At 74.1% G+C, this 26,946-nt stretch carries 25 protein-coding genes; 15 read left to right on the top strand and 10 right to left on the bottom strand.

Going from position 1 to position 26,946, the window contains the following annotated elements; all coding sequences use genetic code 11:
• The first annotated feature begins 100 nt into the window (after positions 1-100).
• From ACWD4P_RS11740 to ACWD4P_RS11725, 4 genes are all read left to right on the top strand, one after another.
• Entirely contained in the window at positions 101-1,537 is a 1,437-nt protein-coding gene (locus ACWD4P_RS11740; RefSeq protein ID WP_449779456.1) for an endonuclease/exonuclease/phosphatase family protein, read from the top strand.
• Positions 1,538-1,581: 44 nt separating this feature from the next.
• A complete protein-coding gene (locus tag ACWD4P_RS11735) occupies positions 1,582-3,588 on the top strand; it encodes a phosphocholine-specific phospholipase C (RefSeq protein WP_449779455.1) in 2,007 nt (668 codons plus the stop codon).
• A gap of 89 nt (positions 3,589-3,677) precedes the next feature.
• Complete coding sequence (locus tag ACWD4P_RS11730) at positions 3,678-4,151, top strand: VOC family protein (RefSeq protein WP_359827568.1); 474 nt, start codon at positions 3,678-3,680, stop codon at positions 4,149-4,151.
• Between the two features lie 4 nt (positions 4,152-4,155).
• A complete protein-coding gene (locus ACWD4P_RS11725; RefSeq protein WP_449779454.1) occupies positions 4,156-4,608 on the top strand; it encodes an SRPBCC domain-containing protein in 453 nt (150 codons plus the stop codon).
• A gap of 66 nt (positions 4,609-4,674) precedes the next feature.
• Here the strand turns inward: ACWD4P_RS11725 and ACWD4P_RS11720 are convergent, their stop codons facing one another.
• Positions 4,675-5,928 (bottom strand): FUSC family protein, encoded by a 1,254-nt coding sequence (locus ACWD4P_RS11720; RefSeq protein WP_449779453.1) that lies wholly within the window; start codon positions 5,926-5,928, stop codon positions 4,675-4,677.
• Positions 5,929-6,029: 101 nt separating this feature from the next.
• Positions 6,030-6,764 carry a polyprenol monophosphomannose synthase gene (locus tag ACWD4P_RS11715; RefSeq protein WP_359827572.1) on the bottom strand — a complete coding sequence of 245 codons (735 nt, stop codon included), beginning with the start codon at positions 6,762-6,764 and terminating at the stop codon, positions 6,030-6,032.
• A 202-nt stretch (positions 6,765-6,966) separates the two neighbouring features.
• On the opposite strand from ACWD4P_RS11715, the gene ACWD4P_RS11710 reads away from it, so the two are divergent.
• Complete coding sequence (locus ACWD4P_RS11710) at positions 6,967-7,827, top strand: WW domain-containing protein (protein ID WP_449779452.1); 861 nt, start codon at positions 6,967-6,969, stop codon at positions 7,825-7,827.
• A 13-nt stretch (positions 7,828-7,840) separates the two neighbouring features.
• On the opposite strand, the gene ACWD4P_RS11705 is transcribed toward ACWD4P_RS11710, so the two are convergent.
• Entirely contained in the window at positions 7,841-9,430 is a 1,590-nt protein-coding gene (locus tag ACWD4P_RS11705; protein WP_449779451.1) for a N,N-dimethylformamidase beta subunit family domain-containing protein, read from the bottom strand.
• A gap of 411 nt (positions 9,431-9,841) precedes the next feature.
• Between ACWD4P_RS11705 and ACWD4P_RS11700 the strand changes: the two genes are divergently transcribed.
• A complete protein-coding gene (locus ACWD4P_RS11700; RefSeq protein ID WP_359829616.1) occupies positions 9,842-11,722 on the top strand; it encodes an APC family permease in 1,881 nt (626 codons plus the stop codon).
• A gap of 169 nt (positions 11,723-11,891) precedes the next feature.
• On the opposite strand, the gene ACWD4P_RS11695 is transcribed toward ACWD4P_RS11700, so the two are convergent.
• Positions 11,892-12,161 carry a GlsB/YeaQ/YmgE family stress response membrane protein gene (locus tag ACWD4P_RS11695; protein ID WP_359829615.1) on the bottom strand — a complete coding sequence of 90 codons (270 nt, stop codon included), beginning with the start codon at positions 12,159-12,161 and terminating at the stop codon, positions 11,892-11,894.
• A 270-nt stretch (positions 12,162-12,431) separates the two neighbouring features.
• On the opposite strand from ACWD4P_RS11695, the gene ACWD4P_RS11690 reads away from it, so the two are divergent.
• On the top strand, positions 12,432-12,797 hold the full coding sequence (locus ACWD4P_RS11690) for a hypothetical protein (protein WP_359829614.1): 366 nt from the start codon (positions 12,432-12,434) through the stop codon (positions 12,795-12,797).
• A gap of 170 nt (positions 12,798-12,967) precedes the next feature.
• On the opposite strand, the gene ACWD4P_RS11685 is transcribed toward ACWD4P_RS11690, so the two are convergent.
• Together ACWD4P_RS11685 and ACWD4P_RS11680 are read right to left on the bottom strand one after the other, a co-directional pair.
• The gene (locus ACWD4P_RS11685; RefSeq protein ID WP_449779450.1) at positions 12,968-13,768 is read right to left on the bottom strand and encodes a HEAT repeat domain-containing protein; all 801 of its coding nucleotides are present in this window, start codon (positions 13,766-13,768) and stop codon (positions 12,968-12,970) included.
• A gap of 79 nt (positions 13,769-13,847) precedes the next feature.
• Entirely contained in the window at positions 13,848-14,618 is a 771-nt protein-coding gene (locus tag ACWD4P_RS11680; RefSeq protein WP_359829612.1) for a TetR/AcrR family transcriptional regulator, read from the bottom strand.
• Between the two features lie 161 nt (positions 14,619-14,779).
• On the opposite strand from ACWD4P_RS11680, the gene ACWD4P_RS11675 reads away from it, so the two are divergent.
• On the top strand, positions 14,780-15,991 hold the full coding sequence (locus tag ACWD4P_RS11675; RefSeq protein WP_449779449.1) for an FAD-dependent monooxygenase: 1,212 nt from the start codon (positions 14,780-14,782) through the stop codon (positions 15,989-15,991).
• A 38-nt stretch (positions 15,992-16,029) separates the two neighbouring features.
• On the opposite strand, the gene ACWD4P_RS11670 is transcribed toward ACWD4P_RS11675, so the two are convergent.
• Complete coding sequence (locus tag ACWD4P_RS11670) at positions 16,030-18,012, bottom strand: hypothetical protein (RefSeq protein ID WP_449779448.1); 1,983 nt, start codon at positions 18,010-18,012, stop codon at positions 16,030-16,032.
• A 324-nt stretch (positions 18,013-18,336) separates the two neighbouring features.
• On the opposite strand from ACWD4P_RS11670, the gene ACWD4P_RS11665 reads away from it, so the two are divergent.
• From ACWD4P_RS11665 to ACWD4P_RS11655, 3 genes are all read left to right on the top strand, one after another.
• Positions 18,337-19,422, top strand: a complete 1,086-nt coding sequence (locus ACWD4P_RS11665) for a substrate-binding domain-containing protein (protein ID WP_449779447.1) — start codon at positions 18,337-18,339, stop codon at positions 19,420-19,422.
• 297 nt (positions 19,423-19,719) lie between these two features.
• The gene (locus ACWD4P_RS11660) at positions 19,720-20,346 is read left to right on the top strand and encodes a CBS domain-containing protein (RefSeq protein WP_449779446.1); all 627 of its coding nucleotides are present in this window, start codon (positions 19,720-19,722) and stop codon (positions 20,344-20,346) included.
• A 142-nt stretch (positions 20,347-20,488) separates the two neighbouring features.
• Positions 20,489-21,139, top strand: a complete 651-nt coding sequence (locus ACWD4P_RS11655; protein WP_449779445.1) for a beta-glucanase — start codon at positions 20,489-20,491, stop codon at positions 21,137-21,139.
• Between the two features lie 25 nt (positions 21,140-21,164).
• Here the strand turns inward: ACWD4P_RS11655 and ACWD4P_RS11650 are convergent, their stop codons facing one another.
• Positions 21,165-21,713, bottom strand: a complete 549-nt coding sequence (locus ACWD4P_RS11650) for a hypothetical protein (RefSeq protein ID WP_449779444.1) — start codon at positions 21,711-21,713, stop codon at positions 21,165-21,167.
• 151 nt (positions 21,714-21,864) lie between these two features.
• Between ACWD4P_RS11650 and ACWD4P_RS11645 the strand changes: the two genes are divergently transcribed.
• Entirely contained in the window at positions 21,865-22,224 is a 360-nt protein-coding gene (locus ACWD4P_RS11645) for an SHOCT domain-containing protein (RefSeq protein ID WP_449779443.1), read from the top strand.
• Positions 22,225-22,290: 66 nt separating this feature from the next.
• Here ACWD4P_RS11645 and ACWD4P_RS11640 read toward each other — a convergent pair whose 3' ends face one another.
• On the bottom strand, positions 22,291-22,701 hold the full coding sequence (locus ACWD4P_RS11640) for an organic hydroperoxide resistance protein (protein ID WP_359831774.1): 411 nt from the start codon (positions 22,699-22,701) through the stop codon (positions 22,291-22,293).
• A gap of 167 nt (positions 22,702-22,868) precedes the next feature.
• Between ACWD4P_RS11640 and ACWD4P_RS11635 the strand changes: the two genes are divergently transcribed.
• From ACWD4P_RS11635 to ACWD4P_RS11625, 3 genes are all read left to right on the top strand, one after another.
• Entirely contained in the window at positions 22,869-23,342 is a 474-nt protein-coding gene (locus ACWD4P_RS11635; protein ID WP_449779442.1) for a MarR family winged helix-turn-helix transcriptional regulator, read from the top strand.
• Between the two features lie 305 nt (positions 23,343-23,647).
• Positions 23,648-24,220, top strand: coding sequence for an RNA polymerase sigma factor (locus ACWD4P_RS11630; RefSeq protein WP_359831778.1), 573 nt, complete (start codon positions 23,648-23,650; stop codon positions 24,218-24,220).
• Positions 24,217-25,020, top strand: a complete 804-nt coding sequence (locus ACWD4P_RS11625; RefSeq protein WP_449779441.1) for a hypothetical protein — start codon at positions 24,217-24,219, stop codon at positions 25,018-25,020. Before ACWD4P_RS11630 ends, ACWD4P_RS11625 begins: the two co-directional genes overlap by 4 nt.
• 291 nt (positions 25,021-25,311) lie before the next feature.
• Here ACWD4P_RS11625 and argG read toward each other — a convergent pair whose 3' ends face one another.
• On the bottom strand, positions 25,312-26,724 hold the full coding sequence (argG, locus tag ACWD4P_RS11620) for an argininosuccinate synthase (protein ID WP_359831175.1): 1,413 nt from the start codon (positions 26,722-26,724) through the stop codon (positions 25,312-25,314).
• Between the last annotated feature and the right edge of the window lie 222 nt (positions 26,725-26,946).

Raw genomic sequence — 26,946 nt, 5'->3', positions numbered from 1 at the left:
GTGGCGCGCTCCCTTTCTCCCAGCCTCCGTGACCAGCCGTACCCGGCCCCGGCGAACCGTCCCCCGGCGGATCCGGCGCCGGGCGGCGGACAGGACAACCGTGGCCGCAGGCAGCGCCCTGACGCTCAGCTCCTCCAACAACCCCACCGAAGGCGACCGGCTGACCTTCCACTGGACCACCGACGCCCCCGACGCCAAGAACTGGGTCGGCATCTACGACGGCGACCGCCGGCCCGGCACCGGTGGTTCGCTGCTGTGGAAGTACACCGCCGCCGCCTCGGGCGACGTCCAGCTCGACACCTCCGCGCTGACCGGCGGCCCGTACACCGCCTACCTGCTGGCCAAGGACGGCTACGGCATCCTCGCCAGGACCGAGCCGTTCACCTTCCGCCCGAAGCCCGCCGTCGTCCGCCCGCACGCCGCCGTCGACGCGTTCACCGCCACGCCCGTCGCCCCGGGCGCCGCGGTGGCGGTCAGGATCGGCGGCCTCTGGTCCCGCCCGGCCGGCAACCCGGCCGGCTCCGCCGGCTACCGCAAGGTCGGCGGCCCGGCCTGGGCCTCCGTCAGCGCCGACGGCACGCTCACCGGCACCGCCCCCGCGGCCCCGGGCAAGAACCCCGAGCCGGTGGTCGTCGGCGTCAAGGACAGCGCGGGCGCCACCGACACCGTCACCGTCCTCGTCCCGGTGGTGGACCCGGCCGCCCCGTCGCGCCTCAAGGCCGCCAGCTGGAACCTGCACGACGCGGGCTCGGCGTACACCGACGCGTTGGAGAAGCAGCTGCGGGTGGTCCTCGCCCAGGGGTTGGACGTGCTGGCCCTCCAGGAGACCGCGGGGGAGCGGGCCAAGACCCTGGCCGACGCCCTCGGCTGGTACGCCTACCAGAGCCCGGGCAGCATCGGCATCCTCAGCCGCCACCCGCTCGCCGACGTCACCCCGGCGACCGCCGAACTGCCCGCTGCCGCGGCCACCCTGCGACTGCCCGGCGGCCGCAGCGTCCGGTTCTGGGCCGCCCACCTGGACGAGACGGGCTACGGCCCGTACGCCGTCCAGGACGGCCGGTCCGCCGCCGAGGTGGAAGCCGCGGAGAACGGCTCGCTGCGGCTGAGGCAGGCCAGGGCGCTGGCCGCCGCGGTCCGTGCGGACATCGCCCGGCGCGTCCCGGTGGTGCTGGCCGGCGCGCTCTCCTCGCCCTCGCACCGGGACTGGACGGCCGCCACCGCCGCCGCCCACCAGGGGGTCGGCGCGCTCGCCTGGCCGGTCACCGTGGCCCTGCAGGGCGCCGGACTCACCGACACCTTCCGCGAGGAGAACCGCGACCCGGTCAAGGCCCCGGGCCACACCTGGTCGCCCACCCGCAAGCGACGCGGTGACCGCCCCGAGCCTCAGGACCGCGTCGACTACGTGCAGTACGCGGGCCCGCTGAAGCTGGTGGAGGCGCACACCCTGGTCGCCGACTGGCCGCAGCCCGAGCCCGGCTCCGCCGCCAACGAGTGGCCCTCCGACACCGCCGCCGCGGTCGCCACCTTCCAGCTCTGAGCTCACCGGCTCCCCAACCACCAGCCCCGAGAGGCCAGTTCGTCATGCCCGAGCTCTCCCGCCGCACCTTCGTCGGCGCCACCGCGGCCGCCGGCGCCACCGCACTGACCGGCCTGACGGCCGCCCGGGCCGCAGCCGCCCCGGCCCCCGGTGCCCCGGCCCCCGCCGCCGCTCCCGGCGCCCCGCTCACCGGCACCATCGAGGACGTCCGGCACGTCGTCGTCCTGATGCAGGAGAACCGTTCCTTCGACCACTACTTCGGCACCCTGGCCGGCGTCCGCGGCTTCGGCGACAAGCAGGCGCTCCAGTTCCCGGACGGCACCGACGTGTTCCGCCAGCCCGACAGCCGGCGCAGCGACGGCGGCGCGATGCTGCCGTACCGGATGGACACCGCGAAGTACAACGCGCAGAACGCCGGAGGCCTGCCGCACGACTGGGCCACCGGCCACCAGGCCATCAACAACGGCGCGATGAACAAGTGGATCGCCGCCAAGGGCGAGCGCACCATGGGCTACTTCACCCGGGACGACATCCCCTACCAGTACGCCCTGGCCGACGCGTTCACCGTCTGCGACGCCTACTTCACCTCGCTGGCCGGCCCGACCGACCCCAACCGCCTCTACCTGTGGACCGGCACCGCGGGCCCCGGCCGGGACGGCACCACCGGCCCGTGGATCGACAACACCCCGGTCACCGACAACCCCGTCGCCGACTGGACCACCTACGCCGAGCGCCTGGAGGCGGCCGGAGTCAGCTGGCGCGTCTACCACAACCCCAGCAAGGACGACCGCACCGGCGACTACGACGACAACGCCCTCTCCTACTTCAAGCAGTTCCACGCCTTCCCGCACGACGACCCGCGGTACGTCAACGCGATGACCAGGTTCGACCCCGCCGACTTCGACCGCCACTGCACGGACGGGACCCTGCCGACCGTCTCCTGGCTGGTCGCGCCCTACCTGTTCTCCGAACACCCGGAGGCCGGTCCGGCCTACGGCGCGCACTGGGTCGACCAGGCCCTGCAGTCGCTGATGTCCAACCCGGAGGTCTGGCGGCACACCGTCTTCCTGGTGATGTACGACGAGAACGACGGCTACTTCGACCACATGGTGCCGCCCACCCCCGAGCCCGGCACCCCCGAGGAGTTCACCCAGGGACGGGCCATCGGCCTGGGCAACCGGGTGCCGCTCTGGGTGCTCTCGCCCTGGTCGCGCGGCGGCTGGGTCAACTCCCAGGTCTTCGACCACACCTCGGTGCTGCGCTTCCTGGAGCTGGTCACCGGGGTGGCCGAGCCCAACATCTCGGCCTGGCGCCGGGCCGTCTGCGGAGACCTCACCAGCTGCTTCGACTTCGCCGCTCCGGAGCACTCGATCCCGGCGCTGCCCGACACCAAGGCCCTGATGGCCAGGGCCGACGCGGGCACCGAGCTGCCCGGCGTCGCGCTCCCGGCGGTCGGCGCCCAGGCGATGCCGGTCCAGGAGCGCGGCGAGCGCCCGCACCGCCCGCTGCCGTACCAGCCGTGGGCCGACGTCGAGGTGGACCGCAAGACCGGCAAGGTCACCTGCGCGATGAGCAACGACGGCTCGGTGGCGTTCCCGTACACCGTCTACCCGAACATCCTGCTGCCCTTCGCGGGCACCCCGTACACCGTCGCCCCCGGCGCCACCGCCCGGTACGTCTGGGACGCCGCCGCCACCGGCGGCCGCTACGACTTCACCGTCCACGGCCCGGACGGCTTCGTCCGGCGCTTCGCCGGCACCGTGGTGCGCGACGGCCAGGACGGCCAGAACGACATCGGCGTGCCGATCGTCACCGCCGACCTGCGGGGCAACCGCAAGCTCACCCTGCAGGTGGCCAACGACGGGATGACCGACGTGGCCTTCACCGCCGCGCCCAACGACTTCGCGGGCACCGCGCAGACCGTCTGGGTCAAGCCCGGCAAGCAGGCCGACCTGGCCTGGCCGCTGGACCAGCAGGGCCGCTACGACGTCGTCGTGACCGCCCACACCGGCCGGCGCTTCGTCCAGCGCTACGCGGGCTGGGTGCACTGACGCGGGGACCGCCGGCCGGGGGCGCCGATCCGGTGACCCCCGGCCGTGGCTCGGCCGCGCCGACGGACCGCGCCGTTACCGTCGGGCGCATGCAGAAAATCACCACCTGCCTCTGGTTCGACGACCAGGCCGAAGCGGCCGCCGCCTTCTACACCTCGCTGCTCCCCGACTCCCGGGTCACCAGGACCACCCACTACGGCGACTCCGGCCCGCGCCCGGCGGGCACGGTGATGACCGTCGAGTTCGAGCTCGCCGGCCGGGCGTACGTCGCCCTCAACGGGGGCCCCGAGTTCCACTTCACCGAGGCGATCTCGCTCCAGGTGGAGTGCGAAGACCAGCGGGAGGTCGACCGGCTCTGGACGGCACTCACCGCGGACGGCGGCCGGCCCGGCCCGTGCGGCTGGCTCAAGGACCGCTACGGCCTCTCCTGGCAGATCACCCCCCGGGTGCTGCTCGACCTGGTCGCGGGCGAGGACCGGGCCAGGGCGGACCGCGTCTTCGCGGCCATGCTGCGGATGCAGAAGATCGAGATCCAGCCGCTGCTCGACGCGGCCGAGGGGTGAGCGCGTGACCGCCCCCCTCAGCCACCGCGGCATCACCTACCTGCGGGCCACGCCGGAGCGGGTCTGGCACGCGCTCACCAACGCCGACGAGTCGGGGCTCTACTGGGGCCACCGCAACGTCTCCACCTGGCTGCTCGGCGCGCCCTGGGAGCACCAGCGGACCGACGGCTCCGGCGTCGCCGACGTCATCGGCACCGTGGAGGCGGTCGACCGCCCGCACCTGCTGGTCACCACCTGGGCCGGGCCGCAGGAGGAGCGCGGCGGCTGGCCCTCCCGGGTCACCATGGAGATCCAGGGCTGGCAGGACCTCACCAGGCTGACCGTGACCCACGAGAACCTCGCCGACGAGACCGCGCGGGCGGACGCGGAGCAGGGCTGGTCGGCGGTGCTCGCCAACCTCAAGACCTACCTGGAGACCGGCCACCCGCTGCCGCAGCAGCCCTGGCTGATGCCCTGACCCACCCGGCGGCCCGCCCGATCCGGGGCTCCACCAGGGGGACCGGGGGGCGGGACGGCGCCCGGCCTACGCCGCCGGGCGCTCCGTCTCCACGGGCCCCCGCCCGCCGCGGACCCGCTCGCCGCGCAGCAGCCGGCGCAGCGCGGCGTAGCGGGAGAACCGCTCCCGGTTCGCCACCGAGGCCCGGTCCAGCTCCTCCATCAGCCGCCGGCTGCGGTGCTCCAGGTCCATCTCGTCCAGGATGCGGTCCACCTCGGCCAGTATCGAACCGTGCAACTGCCAGGCCTCCGGGTGCTCCTGGACCTTGCGCAGCAGCGCCTGGGCGACGTTCTCCCGGCAGGTCCAGGCCGCCGCGAGCTCGGCGGTCAGCCGCTCCTCGGCCTCCTCGGCGTTGCGGCTCACCTGGGTGGTGACCAGCACCGCGTAGCTGACCATCGCGCCGCCCACGTGCGCCAGCAGCTCCTCCAGTCCCACCGCGACGTCCGGCGGGAAGAGCCGCTCCCGGGGCCCGCGCCGCTTGGCCAGGTCGGTCAGCGAACGGGCCAGCACCCGGATCACGACGACGCAGATCTCCAGGGTGTCCAGCCCGGTGCGCAGCACCAGCCGGGACAGCAGCCCCTCGCTGATCCGCGGGTTGAACCGCAGGCTGTCCTCGGCCTGGCGCAGCGCCGCGTCCACGTCGGCGATCGCCTGGTCCAGCCTGCGGGCCTCGTGCAGCCGCTCGGCGGCCCGGGCCACCGGGGTGGGGCGGCCCAGTTCCTCGGAGATGTCGAGCAGCAGCTGGCGGGCCCGGCGGGCGAGGTCCTCGATCGACTCCCCGGCGGTGTCCAGCCAGACCGGCGGCGCGAACAGCAGGTTGAACAGCAGGCCGACGGCGGCGCCGATCAGCGTCTCCAGCACCCGGTCCCAGGCCTGCGAGGCCAGTTTGGTCACGCCCAGGATCAGCATCGCGCTGATCGCGACCTCCTGGACGAACTCCTCGACCCGCACGAAGCGGCCGACGACCAGCGAGGCCAGGATGATCAGCCCGAGGCTCCACCAGGAGAGCCCGACCACGGCGCTGAACCCGATCGCGATCAGCACCCCGACCACCACCGAGTTGACGCGGCGGATGCTCATCTTGAGGGTCGAGTAGACGGTGACCTGGACGACCAGCAGCGCGGTCAGCGGCGCCGTCAGCGGGGCGGGCTCGCTGCTCAGCCGCGTCGCCACCACGTAGGCGATGGTGGCCGCGAGGGTGGCCCGGACGGTCTGGACCACGAAGGGCTCTCGGGCGCCGCGGCGGACCAGGTCCGCGAGTTTCTCCGGGAGAAGGGCCATGTCGCCCTTCTTCCCCGCATCCGCCGTTCACACCGCCCCCGGGGCCGTCCGGCACCCGTACGACCGCATCGGGGGAGGCCGCGCCCCGCGCCCGTTGCCCGTTAGCCCTCGCGGTTGAAGCGCAGCTTCCAGGGGGCCAGCGCGGACTCGACCTGCACGCCCATGCTCATCTTGGACGCGCCCTCGATCCGCTCCTCGAAGCGGATCGGCACCTCGCGGATCGTCAGGCCCTGCTTGACGACCCGGTAGTTCATCTCGACCTGGAAGGAGTAGCCGTTGCTCTGCACGGTCGGCAGGTCGATGGCGCGCAGGGTGTCGGCCCGCCAGGCCTTGAACCCGGCGGTGGCGTCCTTCACGCCGAGGCTGAGGATCGCGTTGACGTAGAGGTTCGCCCAGGCGGAGAGCGCCTTGCGGTGCCAGGGCCACTCCTCGGCGGTCGAGCCGCCGTCGACGTAGCGGGAGCCCAGCACGACGGCGGTGTCCTCGGTGAGCAGCGCCTCGACCATCGCGGGTATCGCCGAGGCCGGGTGGGAGAGGTCGGCGTCCATCTGCACCACGATGTCCGCGCCCTCGTCCAGGGCCTTGGCCATGCCGGCCAGGTAGGCGCGGCCGAGGCCGTCCTTCTCGGTGCGGTGCAGCACGCCCACGGTGCCGTCGGAGTCCGCGGCGAGTTTGTCGGCGATCTCGCCGGTGCCGTCGGGCGAGTTGTCGTCGACGACCAGCAGGTGCAGATCGGGCACCGGGAGCTCGGCGAGCATGCCCGCGAGGACCGGCAGGTTCTCCCGCTCGTTGTACGTGGGGACGACCACAACGACCTTGGGGGAGGCCTCGACCATGTTCTGTTTCCCTCGTGCCCTTGCCGGCGGCACGCTGCCGTACCGGTCGGATTTCCTGATGACCTGCGGTGGTTGGACCGTGTGAGTGTATCGGTGGCCCGGACCCCTTCCTCTCCCGGCCGGAAAGCGGACCTCCGTTCGACCACGGTGCGCTACGGTGACGGGCGGCATCCACCCAGAACGGTATCTCCGGAGAACGCCTGTGACGTCCCGTCGTACCATCCTCCTGCCCGCCACCGCCCTGGTCCTCGCGCTGACCGCGCTGACCGGATGCGGCTCCGACGGCACCGGCCCGTCGCCCGCCGCCACCGGCGCCCCCGCCGCCCCGACGACCGGCGCCGCCGCCGGCGCCCCCGCCGCCCCGACGACCGGCGCCGCTGCCGGCACGACCGCAGCCGCTGCCGACGCCACCGGGGCCCCCGCCGACGCGAGCGGCGCCTTCGACCCCGCGGCCGCGATCGCCCACCGCTCCCGCGAGCCGTACGCCGCGACCCTGGAGACGAGCGTCGAGGCGGGTGAGGGCACCGAGAAGGAGGTGACCACCGTCACCGGGCGGTCGAACCACAACACCCCGGCCGAGGGAGCCCGCGCGGAGACGAAGATGGTCCGCGGGGCCCTCGTCCTGGCCTGGGAGGAGACGGTGACCATCGACCAGGCCATCTACCGGCGGAACAAGGAGACCGGTGAGACCACCTGGACGAGGGACGAGAAGCCCCCGGCGCAAGCCGGGAAGGGTGTGGAGGACAACGACGGCTACGCCAGGGTCCTGCTGGACGCCGGGCCCGCCGCCCGCAAGGGCATGGAGACCGAAGCGGGCGTGCCGGTGTTCCACCTCGCCGCCCGGCTCTCGGCGGACCAGCTCCGCCGCGCGAACCCGAAGTACGGGGACGGGCGGCAGAACCAGGGCGTGGACGGGGCCGACGTCCAGCTGTGGATCGACCGGCTCGGCCGGGTCGTCCGCGGCGAGGTGTCGACGGTGGTGGCCGGCAAGCCGGCCGTGACGAAGGAGCGCTACACGGACTTCGGCCCGGCGGAGACCTTCACGCCGCCGGCCGCGGGCTGAGCCCGGCTCCGCGCTACGCCGCGCCGTAGACCGAGTCGAGGTTGTCCCCGGCGGGGTGGGTGCGGCCGGCCGGGCCGGCGGCGAAGGCGCGCAGGACGTTCTCGGTGACCTGCCGGACGAGGTCCCCGGCGTGCGAGTCGATGCCGTGGTCGGCCCGGCCGCCGCCGGGGCCGCGGGCCTCCAGCGCCTCCACCCAGCGCATCGTCCCGGTGGCGAACACCCCGGCCCCGCTCGGCACCGTGTAGTAGGCGGTGTCGGAGTGGGAGCGGCGGCCCTCGCAGACCACGGGGGAATGGGCGATCACCTCGATCGGGCGCGGGGTGGGGAAGCCGGTGTTCACCCTGTCGTACTCCACTCCGACCAGGTGCGGGAACGAGGCTCCCGCCGCGACGCCGGTCCCCTCGAATGCCCAGTGCCCGGGCGAGGTGACGACGTACGGGGCGTCCACCGGGTAGCCGTCGTAGATGACGCCGAGCAGCGAGCTCTCGGGGTCGGCGCCCGGGCCGGCCCGGAAGTCGGTGGTCGCCGGGGCACCCGCCCGGTGGCCGGGGTCCTGCTCCCAGGCGTCCTTGTAGCAGACCACCGTGCGGTCCGGCCCGAGGTCGGTCGGCTCGAACCGGACCCGGCGGAAGCAGCAGTTGGCGCCCAGGACCGCCAGGTTGGTCCCGGCGTCCCGGGCCGCGGCCACGTTCGCCCGCTGCTCGGGCGACCAGTACTCGTCGTGGCCGAGCGACAGGACGGCGCTCGCCCCGGCCAGCAGACCGGGCTCCCGGGCCACGTCGACGCCCGTGGTGTACGCGAGCGGCAGACCGAGCCGCTCGGCGAGGACGACCAGCGGGGCCTCGTACACCAGGAACAGCCCGGCACCGTGGTCGTAGTCGTACGGCCGGTCGAAGACGACCTTCAGCGAGCGGCCGGCCAGGCCGCCGGACGGGCCGTTGTAGAGGCTGTAGCCGCCCCACTCGTTGTAGGCCTGCCAGGTCGCCGGGGCGCTCATCACCACGGTCCGGCCGGCGGTGCTCGCCGAGCGGACGGTGAGCGGGACGTAGCGGCGACCGGAGCCGTCCTCGGCGTCCAGGCGCAGCAGGTAGGCGCCCTCGGGCCAGCCGGCGGTGTCCACCGCGAGGGTGCGCTGCCAGCCGGTCAGGACGGTGCGGGTCGCCGGGTCCACGTGCGGCGCGGCCTGCTTGCCGCCGGGGACGTGTTCGCGGCGCCAGACCAGCCGGGCGCGGGCGCCGTCGTACCAGCCCATCCGGTAGGCGGAGACGGTGAAGGCGGCGGCGGGGGTGGAGACGTGCAGGCCGAAGGGCTCGCCGGGCAGGACGCTGACCCGGTCGGCGAAGCCCTCGATGGCACCGTCCGGGCCGGGGTCGGCGATCTCCCAGTCCGGATTGCCGGGACGGGAGCGCTCGTCGGCCGCTGCGGTGCCGGTGTGCCCGTCGGCGGCCCGGCCGCCGGTGCCGGGGCCGGCGGAGGCTTCCGCTGCCGAGGCGGTGGGCGGTTGCGGGCCGGCGGCCGGGTCCGGGCGGCGGGGGCCGCAGGAGGTGACGGCGGCCGCCATCAGACCCAGGCCCAGAATCCTCCGCCGGCTCGGCTCGACCACCGCGACCTCCTCGTTTCCCTGCCCTTGCCCGGGCGCGAGTCCACGGGCGCGTCGACCCGGCGTGTCGGGTGCGCGCGGACATCCTCGCGTGTTTCGGGAGGTCCGCGCAGGCTGCCGCGCGGGCCCGGGGTGTCCGTGGGGGCAGTGGGCCGCCGGGGAGGGCCGTACGGGCGCACCCGGGCGTGTCGGCCCGCGCGGTTGACCGGCCCGGGCGGGCCGGTCCCCTAGCCTGACCAGGCCCGCCGTCCGGCGGCCGCCGGGGCCCGGAGGCGTGCGCGCCCGGCCGGTTCACGGACCGTCGCGTCATGGACAGGGGTGCACGTGGTTTCGTCGGGGTCGGCCGAGCAGGGGACGGAGCCCGCCTCCCGGGGCGGGCGGTTCCGGGCCTGGTTGCTGGAAGGCCTGTCCGACATGGCCAAGCAGCACCCCGGGCCGCACGCCGAGCCGCAGCAGGAGAAGGGCCAGCGCTGGTGGCGGGTCATGTGCCTGACCGGCCTGGACTACTTCTCCACGCTCGGCTACCAGCCGGGCATCGCGGCGCTCGCGGCCGGGCTGGTCTCGCCGCTGGCCACCATCGTGCTGGTGGTCGTCACCCTGCTCGGGGCGCTGCCCGTCTACCGCAGGGTCGCCCAGGAGAGCCCGCACGGCCAGGGGTCGATCGCGATGCTGGAGCGGCTGCTGTCGTTCTGGCAGGGCAAGCTCTTCGTGCTCACCCTGTTGGGCTTCGCGTCGACCGACTTCATGATCACCATCACCCTGTCCGCCGCCGACGCCAGCGCCCACCTGGTGGAGAACCCCCACCTGCACAGCGCGCTGACCGGCAAGCAGGTCATGCTGACCATGATCATGATCGCGCTGCTCGGCGCCGTCTTCCTCAAGGGCTTCAGCGAGGCGATCGGCCTGGCCGTGGTGCTGGTCGCGGTGTACCTCTCGCTGAACGTCGTGGTGGTCGCCAACGGCCTCTGGCACGTGCTCAGGGCCCCGCACGTGTTCAGCGACTGGACGGACGCGCTGACCGTGGAGCACGGCAACGCGATCGCCATGATCGGGGTGGCGCTGATCGTCTTCCCGAAACTGGCACTCGGCCTGTCCGGCTTCGAGACCGGCGTCGCCGTGATGCCGCACATCGAGGGCGACCCGGACGACACCGAGGAGAAGCCCACCGGCCGGATCCGCGGCGCCCGCAAACTGCTGACCACCGCGGCGGTGATCATGAGCGTGTTCCTGATCACCACCAGCTTCATCACCACGCTGCTCATCCCGGCCGACCAGTTCAAGGCCGGCGGCCAGGCCAACGGGCGGGCGCTCGCCTACCTCGCCCACGAGTACCTGGGCAGCGGCTTCGGCAGCGTCTACGACCTCTCCACGATCGCCATCCTCTGGTTCGCCGGCGCCTCCGCGATGGCCGGACTGCTCAACCTGATGCCGCGCTACCTGCCGCGCTACGGCATGGCCCCGCACTGGGCGCGGGCGGTGCGGCCGACCGTCATCGTGCTCACCCTCATCGCCTTCCTGGTCACCTGGATCTTCGACGCCAACGTGGACGCCCAGGGCGGCGCCTACGCCACCGGCGTGCTGGTCCTGATCAGCTCCGCCGCCATCGCCGTCACCATCGCCGCCCACAAGGCCGGGCAGCGCCGCTGGCGGGCCGGCTTCGGCGTGATCGCCGCGGTGTTCCTCTACACCACGGCCGTGAACATCGCCGAGCGGCCGGACGGCGTCAAGATCGGCGCCTGCTTCATCGCGGGCATCATGCTGGTCTCGTTCCTGTCCCGGCTCAAGCGCGCCTTCGAACTGCGCGTCACCGACGTCGTGCTGGACGACGTCGCGGCACGCTTCGTCCGGGACTACACCCACCGCCCGCTGCGCCTGATCGCCAACGAGCCGAACAGCCGGGACATCGCCGAGTACCGCGACAAGATCCACCAGATCCGGCGGGACAACGACATCCCGGCCGAGGACGACCTGGTCTTCGTCGAGGTCACCGTGCTCGACCCGTCCGACTTCGAGGCCGAACTGACCGTGCACGGCGAGGTGCTGCACGACCGCTACCGGGTGCTGGCGCTGCAGAGCTCCAGCGTGCCCAACGCGCTGGCCGCACTGCTGCTCCGGGTGCGCGACCTCACCGGGCAGCAGCCGCACATCTACTTCGAGTGGACCGAGGGAAACCCCTTCGCCCAGTTCCTGCGGTTCTTCCTGTTCGGGCAGGGTGAGATCGCCCCGGTCACCCGCGAGGTGCTGCGCGAGGCCGAGCCGGACCGCTCGCGCCGCCCGGCCGTCCACGTGGGCTGAGCGGGCCCGGCCGCCGATGGCCCGGCCGCCGATGGCCCGGCCGCCGGTGGTCCGGTCGCGGATGGTCCGGTGGTTCGGTCGGGGATGGTCCGGTGGTCCGGAGGGCCCGGCCCCCGCCGGCCGGTGGCACGGGTGCGCGGCCTGCGGGGGCGGACGGTCCGTCTGCCGGTCAGCGGTTCTGGTGGGATTTGGTCCACGCCGGGGCGACGAAGGCGATCAGGGCGACGGCGAAGGCGAGTTGCAGGATGTGCCGGATCCAGTCGATGCCCGAGGTGTGGCGGACGCCGATCCAGCCGGAGACGGCGTTGCCGAGCCACGCCCCGGCGGCGCCGAGCAGCATGGTCAGCCACCAGGGGATCGACTGCGGTCCGCGCAGGATCAGCTTGGCGAGCACGCCGAGCACGAAGCCGATGAGCAGAATCCACAGGAGCTGGAACATCGATTCCACCTTCCGGGCACTCCCGGGGCCGACGGCCCGGTGCGCCGAATCGCCGATGACACGGTTCGTCCCATGATCACCCGGATCCGGCGAACGGGCACGTCGACGGGGGACCGCGCAGGTCAGCGGAGTGACGGCGGACCGCTCCCGGCGGGGATGGGCGAGAACGCGCCGCGGGTCGGGCCGGAAAGCCGCTGTCCGTCACCGCGGTCGCACGGATAGGAATGGGCGGGACGCGGACGCTCCGCGTCACCGAGAGGAGCCGACCCCGTGACACGCCTTCGTTCCGTCGTCCTGGCCCTGGGCTGTACCGCCGCCGCGCTGACCCTGACCGCGGGAACGGCCCAGGCCGCACCCGGCGACACCAGCACCAGCTGCTCGTCCTCGCTCACGCCGAGCGGCTACGTGGACGTCCAGTGGTGGAACAGCGGCGGCTGCGGCTCCGGGTTCACCCCGAACACCAAGAAGATCATGCAGCTCACCGGCTACCCCGTCGGCACCGTGGTCAACGCCTGCGCCTCCACCTGGCCGCCGGACGGCTGGACGATCGTGAGCACCTTCTACGGCTCCGGCTGCAACTACTCGGCGGTGCCGAGCCTGGAGAAGAACTCCTGGCAGCTCAAGCGCGTCTCCTGACGGCGCGCCGCGCGGGCGCGCGGGCCGGTGGCGCGCCGTGACCCGGGCGGTCCGGCGGTCCCTGACCCGTGCGGCCCGTGACCCGTGCGGCCCGGTGGCGGCCGTGATCCGGCGCTGGTGCGCGACCTGACCTCGGCGCACCGGCGGACGGCGTGACGGCGGCCGGGACCTCAGTGGTCCCGGACCGCCGCGACGGCCCCGCGGACGTCCGGGTGCGGATCCTCGGCCAGGAGGTCAAGGAGCTCGGAGACTCCCGGGGTGGACCAGCGGGCGACGGCCCACACCAGCTCCCCCCGCACCTCAGGGTCCGGGTGGGCGGCCAGGTGGGCGAGGCGGTCCACCGGACCGCGCCGGCGCAGCCCGAACCAGTGCAGTGCGGAGCGCAGTTCGGCGGGATCGCCCGGTTCGCCGGCCGCCGCGATCCGGGCCAGCAGCACGGGGGAGGGCGGCGGCGGGCCGTCCAACGGGTGCGGGTGGCGCTCGCGCAGCCGGCGGCTGCCGTACTCGCCGTGGACGCGGCAGCCGAAACAGGTGCAGGGCCGGGTGCCGTGGGCGCCCGGCAGGTAGCGCCAGCCGGTGACCTGCGGTACGGCGCGGATCCGGTGCACCTCGCGGGCTCCCACCGCGCGCGGCAGGAACACCTCCCAGCCGCGCGGGTCGGCCAGGGCACCGATCCGCCGGACCGCCTCGGCGGCGCGCAGCGGCCGGTGGGCGTCCCGGGCGCGGCCGCCGTAGTGCCCGGCCAGCACCTCCTGCTCGTCGTCCAGCCGGAGGTGCACCGCGATCAGCGCGCCCTTGGGGCCGAACCGGGCCAGCTCGCGCAGCCACTGATGGGTGAGCGTGTACGAGGGCAGCACGGGGAAGCAGTACACCCCGCGCACGCCGTCCTGGCCCCAGCTGTCGGCGCGGATGCCGGCGCGGCGGATGCGCGGCGCGTTCGCCGCGGCGGTCAGGTGCACGAACATCGCCATGGGCCGCGATGGTAGCGAGTGAACGGGCGGCGGTCCGAACGGTTTTCCGACGTGAGCCGACGGTCGTCCGGGGCGCGGGTCAGAGGGCGTTCGTGCGACCGGTGTTCGTTCGGCCGGTCGTCGTTCGGCCGTTGCTGGCGGGGTCGGCGGTCGTGCGGCGCTCGATCAGGGCGGCGAGCCCGTCCAGGATGCGCTCCAGGCCGAACTCGAGCGCCCGGTCGCGGCCGCCCGGGTCCGCCATGGCGGCGGCGACCGCGGGGAAGCGGTCGGCGTTCTCCTGGACCACGGTGCCGAGGGCGGCGAGGAGTTCGGCCTCGGGCGTGCGGGCCGGTCCGGCGGAGCGGGACTGCGCGGCGATCCCGCGTACGTGCCCGGTGAGCAGGACGGCGGCGTCCATCCGTTCGGGGCCGGTGAGCCCGTGGCCGTCGAGCGCGCCCACCAGCCTCTCCAGCCAGGCGAGTTCCCTCGGGCCGATCGCGCGGACGCCGACGGTGGCGTCCAGCAGCCACGGGTGCCGGGTGAAGGAGTCGGCCAAGTCGTGCGCACAGGCGGTGAGTTGATCCCGCCAGTCGCCTCCCTCCGGTGGTTCCGGCGGTGCGCCGACGGCCGACTCGACCATCAGGGCGATCAGTTCGGCCTTGCCGGGGACGTATCGATAGAGCGACATCTTGGTGAAGTCGAGCAGTCCGGCGACCTTCTGCATGGAGACCGCGCCGAGCCCCTCCGCGTCGGCGACCTCGACTCCCGCCGCGGCGATCCGCTCCAGGCTGAGGGTCGGCTTCGGCCCCCGGGTGGGTTTGGCCGGCGGCCCCCAGAGCAGCCGCACCGTCCCGTTCGCCGCCTCGGCCATTCGTCCGCTCCCGTTCCGGGGTCCGTGCGGGCTGCCGACCGGGTGTCCGGTCCGCGCTTCCGCCAGGGGCTTGCCCTTCCGATCCAACTGTGTCTACCGTACACAGCAACGAACAGTGTCCGCCAGACACAGTTTTTCGATCCTCGGACGGAGTGGTTTCCATGAGCACCAAGGTCCTGATCTCGGGTGCGAGCATCGCCGGCCCCGCACTGGCCCACTGGCTGGGCCGGTACGGCTTCGAGGTGACCGTGGTCGAACTGGCCCCCGCGCTGCGCGACGGCGGTCAGGACGTCGACTTCCGCGGCCGCACCCACCTGACCGTGCTGGAGCGGATGGGCGTCCTGGAGGAGCTGCGCACGCTCGGCACCGGCGGCAGTCCGATGACCTTCGTGGCCCCCGACGGGCGCCGACTGCTGCACCTGCCCGCCGAGTTCGCCGGCGGCGACCTGGAGGTCCCGCGCGGGGAGCTGGCCCAGCTGCTCCACCGGCACAGCAGCGCCCGCGCCGAGTACGTCTTCGGCGACACGATCACGGCGCTGGAGGAGACCACGGGCGGGGTCCGGGTCGCCTTCCGGCACGGCGCGCCGCGCGAGTTCGACCTGGTGATCGGGGCTGACGGACTGCACTCCAACGTCCGCCGGCTCGCCTTCGGCCCCGAGCGGCGCTACGTCCGCCACCTCGGCTACTACGCGGCCACCTGGCAACTGCCCAACGACCTCGGGCTGCCGGTGGGCTCGGTCGGCCTCAACGTCCCCGGTCGGCTGATGTCCGTCGGCGCCGCCCACCGCGACCCGGACCGGGCCGGCGCGTTCTGCCTCTTCGCCTCGCCCGAACTGCGCTACGACCGCCACGACCCGGCGCAGCAGAAGGCGCTGGTCCGGGCCGCCTTCGCGGGCCTCGGCTGGCGGGTGCCGCAGCTGCTGGAGAGCCTGGACGCCGCCCCCGAGCCGTACTTCGACTCGATCAGCCGCGCCGACGTGCCCGCCTGGTCGACCGGCCGGATCGCCCTGATCGGTGACGCGGCCTGCGGCGCGACCATCGGCGGCATGGGCACCGGGACGGCGGTGGTGGCCGCCTACGTCCTCGCGGGCGAGCTCGCCCGTGCCGACGGCGACCACCGGGCCGCCTTCGAGCGGTACGAGCAGCGGCTGCGCGGCTACGCGCAGGGCTGCCAGAAGGGCGGGGACCGGACCGGGCCCTTCCTCGCGCCGCGCACGGCCACCGGGCTGCGCTTCCGCAACGCGCTGCTCAACCGGCGCTGGGCGCTGGATCGGATGCTGGAACTGGGCAAGCGGGTCAGCAGCGTCGAACTGCCCGACTACGAGCGGGAGCCGTCCGGTCGGGCGGCGGTGGTGGGGTGGCCGGGGCGGTGATCCGCGCGGGCGGTGGGAGCCCGTGCGGAGGAGGGGCCTCAGTGCGGTGGGACGATCCGGGTGCCGTCGTCGAGCTGTGCCTCCACCTGGACGGTCGCCCGGGCGGGGCGTTCGACGGCCAAGGTGCGGTCCGGCGCGGGGCGGTCGGCGGACCAGCCCGGGCCCTTGACGGCGAGCCGGGTGACCCGGCGGCTGCCCGCCGCGAGCACGAACTCCGTCCCGTGCGGGGAGCGCCACCACGTCCAGGCGACGGTGTCCGGCTCGAAGCGGCTGCACGCCCGACCCGGGCCCCCACCGGTGCGCTGCGGCCCGCCGGCGCCCGGCAGGACGACGGCGGTGGCCGCACTGCCCGCGCCGTCCCAGCGGTCGGCGCGCAGACAGACCCAGGAAGCCGAGCCCGCGTTCTGCGGCAGCGGCTGGACGGCGAAGGCCCAGAGGTCAAGCCGTTTGACGCCCGGTGTGCCGTCGGGGACGGCGCAGCCGGCCCGGGCCCAGGCCCGCAGGGCTTCCTGGCCGGTGGCCTCGCCCGGTTCGCGTTCCGGCCGGGCCTGCTCCGCTCGGGCGTGCTGCGGTCGGGCCTGCTCCTCCGGCGGGGCGTAGGTGAGGTGGGCGGGGACCAGGCCGCCCAGGTCGGCCAGCAGGAAGGCGTCCTTCTCTGCGGCCACGGGGGAGGAGCGCAGCTGGAGCAGGGTGGCGCCCCGGCAGTCGGCGGGCCCGCCGACTGCCGGGGCCGCGGCGGTCAGCCCCTCGGGGTGGTCCAACGGACGGGCGGGGGCGTCGGGTTGGTCGATCCGGCGGGTCCCGGCGGAGTCGACCCAGGGCGCCAGGAGGTAGCGGACGGTGGCGCCCTGACGGCGCAGGACCACCGCGCCCGCCGTGGTCGGGTCGGCGTCGTCGGCCCGGGCGAGGTCCAGGACACCGTCGCGGCCGTCCCGGCCGTCGGTGTAGCGGGCGATCCGCGCGCCGTCGGAGAACACCACCACACCGGTGCCGTCCACCGTGCCGGCGAACAGCAGGTGCGCGGGTGCGACGGGCGGAGCGGGGTCCGTACCCGGTTCGGCGTGGGTCCCGGTGCCGGGCCGGGCCCAGGCCTCCAGTGCTCGGCCGAGCAGCGCGCCGTCCTCGCTCCGCTCGCCGCGGGCGGGCCAGGTGGTGAAGTCGACCCGGGTGGTGTGCTGCCAGGCGTCCGGGGCGACCCGGACCAGGTGGGACGGGTCGGTGTCGGAGCCCGCGAGCGGCGAGGCCGTGGGACGGTCCGGCGCGGCGGGGCGTGAGCCGCCCAGTACCCCGGCCGTGGTGGTGAGGCCGAGCACGCCGACCGCGAGCGCGGCCGTCAGCGCGCGGCGACGGCGCAGCAGGTCGGCGGGCTGCACCCGGACGGCGCAGGGGTCGAAGGCGGCCGGCAGCGGGTCCGGGCCGGACGGGACCTGCCCGGCGACGGCCACCGCCACCGCCGGGTGCGCCACCCCGGCCTGCCGCAGCACCTCGGCGGCGCTTTCCGGCCCCAGCCCCTCGACCGTCCGCAGGGCGAAGGCCGCCCTGGCCGGGGCGGCGAGTGCGGCGAGCGCGTGGTCGAGCGCCGCGTCCCGCTCGCCACCGTGCGGGGTGAACAGCCGCAGGCCCCAGACCCGGGGCTGGAGGAGACGGCCTGCCGGGCGCGGCCGGAGCGCGGCGCGCAGCACCCGAAGGCGCAGCGCGGCGTAGACCGGGTCATCCGGGCCGTTCGGCTCGTCCGGGCTGTTCGGGCTGTTCGGGCTGTTCGGGCTGTTCGGGGTGTCCGAGGTGTCCGGGGGCTCGGTGGTCCGCTCGCCGGCGGCCGGTCCGGGGCGGCGCGTCCAGCGGGTGGGCAGGGCCCGCTGGACCGCGGTGTGGGCGGCGAGCACCCGGGTGTGCCGGTCGCGGTCGGCCGGCAGCGCCAGGTAGGCGGGCCGGACCAGTCGCCGGTAGTGGCGCACCAGCGAGGCCTCCGCCACGGCCACCGGGCGCGCGGTGACGCCCCGGCGCAGCGCGGCCGCGCTCACCGTCCGTGCCGCCCCTCCTGCCCGTACCGCCTGTACCGCCCGTACTGCCCGTACTGCCAAGGGGCCCTCCCGGGAGCCGTTCCGCTGTCGTGGTGGACGGTCCAACGAGTCGATCATGTGATGGTTGCGCCGTTCGGGGAGAGCGGTGGGCATATGCCGGGCAAGCGGCGGGACACCGGGGGAAGAACGTCCGGGGCTCCGGGGCGGGCCGCCCGCTGCCGACCAGCGGACGATGCCCGTCGCCCCGGCCCGGCGGGGGTGACGCGGCGGGCGCGGGACCCGAGGATCTCGGTGCCCACCCCGTCGACCCTCCGAGGAGCGCACATGCCCCGCCTCACCGCACGACTCGGCGCCGCCGCCGCGCTGGCCGCCGCACTCGCCCTCGTCACGGCCGCCCCGGCCCCCGCCGACCCGCCGACGCCCGCCGGCACCGACCTGGTCGGCATGGGAGCCCCCGCCACCGACGCGCTCTTCAACGCGCTCGCCACGGACTACAACGCCTCGCTCGCGGCGGCCGGGGACACCGCCTCGCCCCGGCTGTACAGCTGGGACGCCAGGGGAACCGGAACGATCACGCCCAAGGCGGGGGCTTCCTCCGTCCTCCGGCCGACCAACACCCGGCAGGCGCTGACCACCCTGAACAGCAACACCGGTGCGACGGTCGACTTCGTGCGGCTGAGCAGGGGGCCGCGGGTGACCGACCCGACCTCGGTCGACTTCGTCCCCCTCGTGAAGGACGCGGTGACCTGGGCGGCTCCGGCGGGCGGCAACGCGCCGACGAGCCTGACGAGCTTCGAGCTGCGGTCGATCTACGCGTGCGACATCACCAACTGGCGGCAGATCGACTCGCGGTGGCCGGACGCGACGATCAAACCGGTGGTGCCGGGCCAGTTCTACTCGGACTCCTCCCAGCGCCGGTCGAGCTTCACCTCCGACGAGATGACCGCTCTCGCGTCCTCCGCCGTCTCCAACGGTGACCCCGGCGCCTTCTACGCGGGCCCGTGCGTGACTTCCGGCGTCGCGGACGACCAGGGGGAGGACGCGCTCCTGCACGACCCGAACGCGATCGTCCCGTACTCGGTCGGCCGCTGGGTCGGCCAGGTGACCGGCGGGCACCGGAAGCCGGGCGACGACCCCGGGGAGCTCGTCCTGAAGAACGTCGACGGGATCGCCCCCACGTCCGGGGGCATGATCAGCCCGAACTTCCTCGCGAGCCCGTACGGCCGGGTCCTCTACCTCGGGGTGCGGGACGGCGACTGGACCAGCAGCGACGCGCACGGCCAGGCGCTGCGGAAGGTGTTCGGCCGACAGGGCTGGTTCTGCACCTCCGGCGAGGCCAAGGACGACATCCGGAGCCACGGCTTCCTGCCGCTGCCCGTCTTCGTCTGCGGGTCGAGCACCCACGCCTGATCCCGTCGGGGGAGGCGTGCCCCCGGGGGGCGGGTGGTCCGGTGCACATGGTGTCCGGTGCACATGGTGTCCGGTGCGCACGGTGTCCTCCGGTACGGCTGGTGTCCGGTGCGCCCGATGTCGGGGGCGCGTCGGTGCGGCAGGCCCAAGGTCCCACCCGTTCGGCCCCTTGGCCCCTGGCGGTCCCGGCCACCGGGGGCGATGCTGCCGGTACCGGTCGGGACGATCCGAGCCCGATCGGACCAGCAGCGTTGGACGAGGTGAACCGGCGTGCGGCATGCCACCGTCGAATCCGTGATGACCAGCCCCGTGGTCCTGGTCTCGCCCGAGACCGGGTTCCGGGAGATCGTGGCGCTGCTGAGCGAGTACGACATCACCGGCGTGCCGGTGGTCGACCCGGACGGTAGACCGCTCGGCGTGGTCTCGGAGGCCGACCTGCTGCGCACCCTGGCCGCCCAGGAGGACCCGGCCAGCCTGCTGCCCGCGCCCGAGTCGGCGGCACCGGGCCCGGACGGCGAGGTGGCCGCGGCCGACCTGATGACGGCCCAGCCGGTCTGCACCACGCCCGACACCAGCGTGGTCGCGGCGGCCCGGCTGATGAGCCGGCACGGCCTGAAGCGGCTGCCGGTGCTGGACGACGAGGGGCGGGTCATCGGCATGGTCAGCCGCGGTGACCTGCTGCGGGTCTTCCTGCGCGAGGACATGGTGATCCGGCGGGAGATCGTCGAAGAGGTGCTCGGCCGGATCGACGGGGTCAGCCCGGCGGAGATCGGGGTGGAGGTCAACCAGGGCCGGGTGGTGCTCAGCGGCACCGTGCCCGAGCCGCACCTGGTGCCGATCGTGCTCAACCTCTGCCGCTCGGTGGACGGGGTGGTCTCGGTGACCGACCGGCTCGGCACCGCAGGCACGACGCCCGTCGGCTGACGGCCCGGGCGGGCCCTCCCGCATCGCACGTTCGTCCCGACCCGAACGATCCGCTTCGCATACTGCGGAGGGTACCGGGTAACTCACCCTGTGTGCCCGGCGGTGTGGACTGCCGGGACGGCGGAGCTTCGGGGAGGCGGCCGTGACAGTCGTGTTCGACGCGGACTTCACTTCGACCAGCCAGTGGATCGCCGGGCGCAGCAGCGCCTATCCCCGGATGGGGCCGACCAATCGGAGCGACCACAAGCTCGACTACCTCAGCCGCGACTACTGCCCGGACGGTCGGTTCACCGCGGTCAGGCGGCACAGCGGCGGACTCTGGAGCTGCAACCTGCTGACCACCGAGGGCAGCCCGGACGGATTCCAGGCCGTCACCGGCGACGTCCTGTCGGCGAGAGTGACGCTGCCCGTGGAACTCGGCGCCTGGCCGGCCATCTGGACCTGGCGGGACGGCGGCAACGAGGTGGACCTCTTCGAGTACCACCCGGACAACCCGGACCTTCTGGAGATCTCCAACCACGTCCGGGGCGGCTTCCGCTACTGGCACGGCGCGAACGCCGGCATCGGGCTCGGGGCGACCTTCGACCTGCGGGTGGTGCTCGGCGCGAACTCGGTGGACTGGTACGTGGAGGACGAACTGGTCTACGCGGACCTGCACGGGGTCGGGCCCGCGTGGCACGCCTACCTGATCGTCAACATCTCGGTGGCGGACGGGACGTACCACGACCGCCCGCCGTACGGCGGGCCGGACCGGCTGAGCTGGGTGTGTCACAGCCTCCGGGTCGAGCGCTGAGTGCTGGGCGCTGGGCGCCGGGCGCCTACGGATGGTGGGGTGCGAAGGAGGCGGTGATCGGGCCGCGGGTCGTGTCGCCGCCGCGCGGGTCGAGCGGGGTGAGCAGGTCGAGGGGGCCGCGCGGGGCGTGGGCGCCGTGCGCGCCGGGGGTGCCGGGGGTGCCGGGGGTGCCGTGCGGCGTGGAGCGCTGGAACCAGACCGCCCGGCGGTGCGGGCCGATGTGGGCGGGGTCGGTCACGTACAGGTCGTCTCGCGGGGCCCGTTCGTTGCCCGGGGCGAGCGCCGCGTCCACGGCGCGCTCGGCGATCGAGTGCAGCAGCGCGGTGGCGGTGGTCTCCGCGGCGTCCGGTGCGATGGCGAGGGCGGTCAGCTCGGCCCAGAGCGCGGTGGTGACGTAGCCGATCGGGGAGTGGCCGAGTGCCGGGTGGGGCCGCGGATCGTGGTGACGCCGGACCACCCCGGCGGCGACGAGCTGCTCGGGGGAGCGGTCGTCGTACGGCGGGTGGAGGGCCGCGGGAGGCTGGTGGGCCGTGCGGTACCGGGGGTCGGGGGCGGGCGGCGGCTGGCGGGTCACGACGGCACGCTACCCCGGTTGCCGCCGGACCGAGTGCCGGAACGTTTTCTCAGCCCTCCCTCACGCCGCTTTCACCGGTGGTGGGAGCACGATGGTGATAAGGCGCTGCTCACCTCGGCGGGTCCCGACGGGGCCGGAGGAGGAGGTCCTGATGAGGTACTGGCACGGACACGGCCACGTGGGTGGCTGGGGCATGGGGCTGATGGCGTTCGCGACGCTGCTGTTCCTGGTGATCGTCGTGCTGCTCGCCGTCGCCCTGTTCCGGTACGTGTCGCGCTCGCGACAGCCGATTCCGCCGGGTCGGGCGGCGCCCGGTGCCGGTGGACCCGGGGTGGACGGCCCGCACGGCTGGGGCCGGGTGGGACAGGAGGGCCGCGGTGGGCAGGGGAGCCAGTGGGTGTCCCCGGAGCAGGTGCTCGCGGAGCGGTTCGCGCGGGGCGAGATCGACGCGGAGGAGTACCGGCACCGACTGGACACGCTGCGTTCGGCGAACGGGCCGGGTGGCGACTGACACCGGGGTGACTGGCCGGGCCCGCCGCGGTTCGCCCGCAGCGGGCCCGGCCCGTCGGCGGGGTGCCTACTCGACGACCAGCTCGACCGGGATGTTGCCCCGGGTGGCGCGGGAGTACGGGCAGACCTCGTGCGCCTGCTTGACCAGCAGCTCACCGGTCTCGCCCGCGAGCGCCTCGGGCAGCTCCACGCGCAGGACGACGGCGAGGGCGAAGCCGGCCCCGTCCTTGCCGATGGAGACCTCGGCGGTCACCGAGACCTCGCTGGTGTCCACCCGGGCCTGCCGACCGACCAGGCCGAGGGCGCTGGCGAAGCAGGCGGCGTAGCCGGCGGCGAAGAGCTGTTCCGGGTTGGTGCCCTGACCGCTGCCGCCGAGCGCGGGCGGCATGGCCAGCGCGAGGTCCAGCCGGCCGTCGGAGCTGACGGCGCGGCCCTCCCGGCCGTTGGCGGTGGCGGCTGCGGTGTAGAGCGCGTCCATGGTGGCTTCCCCTTCGGGTCCTGGGTGTTCCTGCGGCCGGTCCGGGCGGTTGCCGGTCCGGCGTGCTCGGCGGCGGTCACTCGGTCGCCGCTGCGCTGGGATAAGTAGAGCACGCAATTCAATTGCGCACAACTCAATGGTGCGATGGTGATCGGTACCATGGGTGCATGACCACCCACCCCGGCATGGCGGACGAGGAGCTGCTCCGCCTCGACCAGCAGATCTGCTTCTCGCTCAACGCGGCCTCCCGCGCCTTCGGCGGCGTGTACCGGGTACTGCTGCGGGATCTCGGGCTCACCTATCCGCAGTACCTGGTCATGCTGGTGCTGTGGGAGGAGGGCGAACTGCCCGTCAAGCGGATCGGCGAGCGGCTGCGGCTGGACTCCGGGACGCTCTCCCCGCTGCTCAAGCGACTGGAGACGGCCGGACTGGTGCGCCGTGAGCGGAGTCCGGAGGACGAGCGGTCGGTCACCGTCCGCCTGACGTCCGACGGGGCGGCGCTGCGCGAGCGGGCCGGCCAGGTTCCGCGTCGGCTGCTGGCGGCGACTCGGTTGCCGGTCGAGGACCTGGCCGTGCTGCGCGGGCTGCTGGACCGGGTGACCGCCGCGCTGGACGCGGCCGAGGTGGAACCGGCGCCGTAGGGCGTGGCGCGTCCCGGCGGGCTCGGGGGGTGTCCGGAGTGGCGGGAGCGGCATGGTGGGGTTTGTCAAGCCACCCTCTCTTCGGGTGTGATGTGGGTCACGTTTCGATTCTCGGGGTCGAGGCCGTGCGGGTGAAGCGGCAGGTCAGCGGCGCTGGTCAAAAGCGAACGGAAACGTTCGGCAATTGTCGGCCCGATCCGGTCGACATCGGCGACCTCCCGGACGGTTACACCACGAGCCCTCAAGGGGCCGTCGGCGTGCCACCGGGCGGGCCGGCCAGCTGACCGACGAAAGGGGGGGCCCGCGTGAGCACTCCCGGGCCGGGCGAGGAGCGGGGCCTGCGAGCCGATCCGCTCGCCGACCTGCCGAACGACTTCGAGGCCTTCTTCACCCGAGAGAACTCCGGCTACCTCCGCTACGCCCAGCAGCGCCTGCACCACCGCGAGGACGCCCAGGACGCCGTCCAGAACGCCGGCACCACGCTCTACAAGAACTGGCGCCGTGCTCTGGCCAGCCCCGATCCGCAGGCCTTCGCCTTCAAGGTCGTCAAGGACGCGGTGGTGGACGTGCTGCGCGAGCGCCGCCGGGCCGAGCGCAAGCGACTGCGGGTCATCGCCCAACGCCGTCCCGACACCAGCCAGGACGAGCTGAACGAGCTCGCCGAGCTGGACGCCCTGGACTGGGCCATGGAGGAACTCGCGCGGGCCGCGCCGGTCCAGGCCGACGTGGTCCGGCTGCGCCAGGCCGGGCTGTCGTACCACGACATCGGAGGGTCCCTCGGCATCGCGCACACCACGGCCCGCACGTACTACAGCCTCGGGCGGCGCCACCTGGAGTACCTGCTGGAACACCCGGACGAGGGCGGGGCGCGGACATGAGGGTCACGGAGCTGCTGCTCGCGCACGCCGTCGAGCTGGAGCGGGAGTTCGACGACCACGACCCGGTGGACTTCACGCGTCTGCTGGCCGAGAGGCTCGCCACCGCCCGGCGGCCCGTCCCGGCGGTTCGCGACCGCCTCGCCCGGCCGCCCGCCGGCGCCCGGCCGCCGCACGTTCCGGCCGTCGCGCCGAGCCCGGGAACGGCGGCGGGGCCGGGCGCGGGGACCGGTGCGGCGGTGGGGGCGGGGGCCGGTTCCGGCCCGGGGTCGGGGTCCGGTCCCGGAGCGGCCGCGGGGCAGCCCCGATGGGCCGGCGGACGGGCGGAGCTGCGGCGCGACCTGCGGCACCTGTGCGCCGGGGTGGCGGGCGCGGTGGAGCCGGGGGAGCTGGCCCTGGACCTCGAACTCGCCGAGAAGACCGCCTTCCGGACGCTCGGCTGCCTGCTGTACGGCATGGGCCGCACGGCGGACGGCGTCTTCTGGTGGCGGATAGCCGCCCAGTACGGGGACCAGCTGGCCGTGCACTGCCTGGCGGTGCACTACACCGCCGAGGGCGAGCGGTGCGACGCGGCCCACTGGGCCGCCCAGGCCCAGGACCTCAGCGCCCCGGGCCGACTGCCGGAGCTGGCGCCCGAGGTCCGGCCGGGTGGGGCGGCGGAGCTGGCGCGGGTGCTGGCGGAGCGCTACGACGGCGAGATCCTGCTGACGGTGCGGGAGGCGGTGGCGGCGAGGCCGAGGGCTGATGCCGGGCGGTTGGGGGCCCGGGCGGTGCGGGGGCGGGGGGTGGTGCGGATCCGGTGAGGGGAGAGCGGCGCCGACGGGAGCCGGCATCGGGCCGATCGCCTCGCCCGTCCCGGACCCGCCTTCCCGACGCCGGGCGCCGGTCGCCATTCAGTCCCGGACGGGCGGAGGGCGCCCGGCCGGTGCCGCTGTTCGGGTGAACCGGGGCGGTGTTCGGTCGGGGTGGCGGGCAGGCGTGGAGGTCGGCAGGCGGGGCGGTGGGCGCGGGTGGCGGAAACCCCGGGCCGCCGCAAAGCCCGGAGGGCCGCCGCACCACTGGGGTGCGACGGCCCTCGGCGGGTGCGAGGTGCGTCAGTCGGTGCCGGACTCGAGCGCCGCGTGGTCGAGGGCGGTCGGGTCCTCCTCGTCACCGGTGCCGGCGGCGATGGGAGCCGCTCCGCCCGGGGCGAGCTCGCCGATCAAGCCGCTCCACGGAGCCAGCTGGCCGTGCACCGCGTACTGCTCCAGCTTGCTGCGGGAGTCGGCGATGTCGAGGTTGCGCATGGTCAGCTGACCGATGCGGTCGTCCGGGACGAACGCGGCGTCGACGCTGCGCTCCATCGACAGCTTCTCGGGGTGGTAGCTGAAGTTGGGGCCCTGGGTGTCGATGACCGAGTAGTCCTGGCCGCGCCGCAGCCGCAGGGTGACGCTGCCGGTGACCGGGTGGCCGATCCAGCGCTGGATGCTGTCCCGCAGCATCAGCGACTGCGGGTCGAACCAGCGGCCCTCGTAGAGCAGTCGGCCGAGCCGCCGACCCTGGGTGTGGTACGTGGCGATGGTGTCCTCGTTGTGGATGGCGTTGAGCAGCCGCTCGTAGGCGATGTGCAGCAGCGCCATGCCCGGGGCCTCGTAGATGCCGCGGCTCTTGGCCTCGATGATGCGGTTCTCGATCTGGTCCGACATGCCCAGGCCGTGCCGGCCGCCGATGGTGTTGGCCTCGTGGACCAGGTCGACGGCGCTGGCGAACTCCTGGCCGTTGATCCGGACCGGGCGGCCGAACTCGAACTCGACGGTGACGTCCTCGGTCTGGATCTCGACCGCCGGGTCCCAGAAGGCCACGCCCATGATCGGGCTGACGATCTCCAGGGAGGCGTCCAGGTACTCCAGCCGCTTGGCCTCGTGGGTGGCGCCCCAGATGTTGGCGTCGGTGGAGTAGGCCTTCTCGGCGGAGTCCCGGTAGGGGAGGTCCCGCTCGGCGAGCCACTCGGACATCTCCTTGCGGCCGCCGAGCTGGTCGACGAACGCCTGGTCCAGCCACGGCTTGTAGATCCGCAGGTTGGGGTTGGCGAGCAGACCGTAACGGTAGAACCGCTCGATGTCGTTGCCCTTGTAGGTGGAGCCGTCGCCCCAGATGGAGACGCCGTCCTCCTGCATGGCGCGCACCAGCAGGGTGCCGGTCACGGCGCGGCCGAGCGGGGTGGTGTTGAAGTACGTCTGCCCGGCGGAGCGGATGTGGAAGGCGCCGCAGGCGAGGGCGGCCAGGCCCTCCTCGACCAGCGCGGCCCGGCAGTCGACCAGCCGCGCCTGCTCGGCACCGTACGCGCGGCCCCGGGCCGGGACGTCGGCGAGGTTCGGCTCGTCGTACTGGCCGATGTCGGCCGTGTATGCGTAGGGGAAGGCACCGTGCTCGCGCATCCACGCGACGGCGACGGAGGTGTCCAACCCACCGGAGAATGCGATGCCGATCCGTTCACCGACCGGAAGCTTGCTCAAGACCTTCGACATGGATGCACCCTTGACCCGCCTGAACGGGCCCCTGATCTAGCGATGTGTGACGGGATTCGGCGTAATCGATCCGATGCCCGAACTCTGGCATAGATTTGCAGAGTAATGCAAGAGCATGCGGGAGGCCGGGTGGTGACGGGAGTCCGGTCGGGCGCCGCGCGGCGGCCGCCGCGCTCGGGCCCCTTCATGCGGTTTCCGTTAGTAAAATCACACGTCTTTAAA

It is taken from the genome of Kitasatospora sp. NPDC002543 (genome assembly GCF_053594915.1).
The sequence above is the reverse complement of the archived record's forward strand: the minus strand, read 5'-3'. Positions and strand labels throughout refer to the sequence as shown.

Bases quoted from the DNA above. Each gene is read 5' to 3' on its own strand.
- ACWD4P_RS11735 (WP_449779455.1), top strand. From the start codon at position 1,582: ATGCCCGAGCTCTCCCGCCGCACCTTCGTCGGCGCCACCGCGGCCGCC.
- ACWD4P_RS11730 (WP_359827568.1), top strand. From the start codon at position 3,678: ATGCAGAAAATCACCACCTGCCTCTGGTTCGACGACCAGGCCGAAGCG.
- ACWD4P_RS11720 (WP_449779453.1), bottom strand. From the start codon at position 5,928: ATGGCCCTTCTCCCGGAGAAACTCGCGGACCTGGTCCGCCGCGGCGCC.
- ACWD4P_RS11715 (WP_359827572.1), bottom strand. From the start codon at position 6,764: ATGGTCGAGGCCTCCCCCAAGGTCGTTGTGGTCGTCCCCACGTACAAC.
- ACWD4P_RS11700 (WP_359829616.1), top strand. From the start codon at position 9,842: ATGGCCAAGCAGCACCCCGGGCCGCACGCCGAGCCGCAGCAGGAGAAG.
- ACWD4P_RS11695 (WP_359829615.1), bottom strand. From the start codon at position 12,161: ATGTTCCAGCTCCTGTGGATTCTGCTCATCGGCTTCGTGCTCGGCGTG.
- ACWD4P_RS11685 (WP_449779450.1), bottom strand. From the start codon at position 13,768: ATGGCGATGTTCGTGCACCTGACCGCCGCGGCGAACGCGCCGCGCATC.
- ACWD4P_RS11680 (WP_359829612.1), bottom strand. From the start codon at position 14,618: ATGGCCGAGGCGGCGAACGGGACGGTGCGGCTGCTCTGGGGGCCGCCG.
- ACWD4P_RS11675 (WP_449779449.1), top strand. From the start codon at position 14,780: ATGAGCACCAAGGTCCTGATCTCGGGTGCGAGCATCGCCGGCCCCGCA.
- ACWD4P_RS11665 (WP_449779447.1), top strand. From the start codon at position 18,337: ATGCCCCGCCTCACCGCACGACTCGGCGCCGCCGCCGCGCTGGCCGCC.
- ACWD4P_RS11660 (WP_449779446.1), top strand. From the start codon at position 19,720: ATGACCAGCCCCGTGGTCCTGGTCTCGCCCGAGACCGGGTTCCGGGAG.
- ACWD4P_RS11645 (WP_449779443.1), top strand. From the start codon at position 21,865: ATGAGGTACTGGCACGGACACGGCCACGTGGGTGGCTGGGGCATGGGG.
- ACWD4P_RS11640 (WP_359831774.1), bottom strand. From the start codon at position 22,701: ATGGACGCGCTCTACACCGCAGCCGCCACCGCCAACGGCCGGGAGGGC.
- ACWD4P_RS11635 (WP_449779442.1), top strand. From the start codon at position 22,869: ATGACCACCCACCCCGGCATGGCGGACGAGGAGCTGCTCCGCCTCGAC.
- ACWD4P_RS11625 (WP_449779441.1), top strand. From the start codon at position 24,217: ATGAGGGTCACGGAGCTGCTGCTCGCGCACGCCGTCGAGCTGGAGCGG.
- argG (WP_359831175.1), bottom strand. From the start codon at position 26,724: ATGTCGAAGGTCTTGAGCAAGCTTCCGGTCGGTGAACGGATCGGCATC.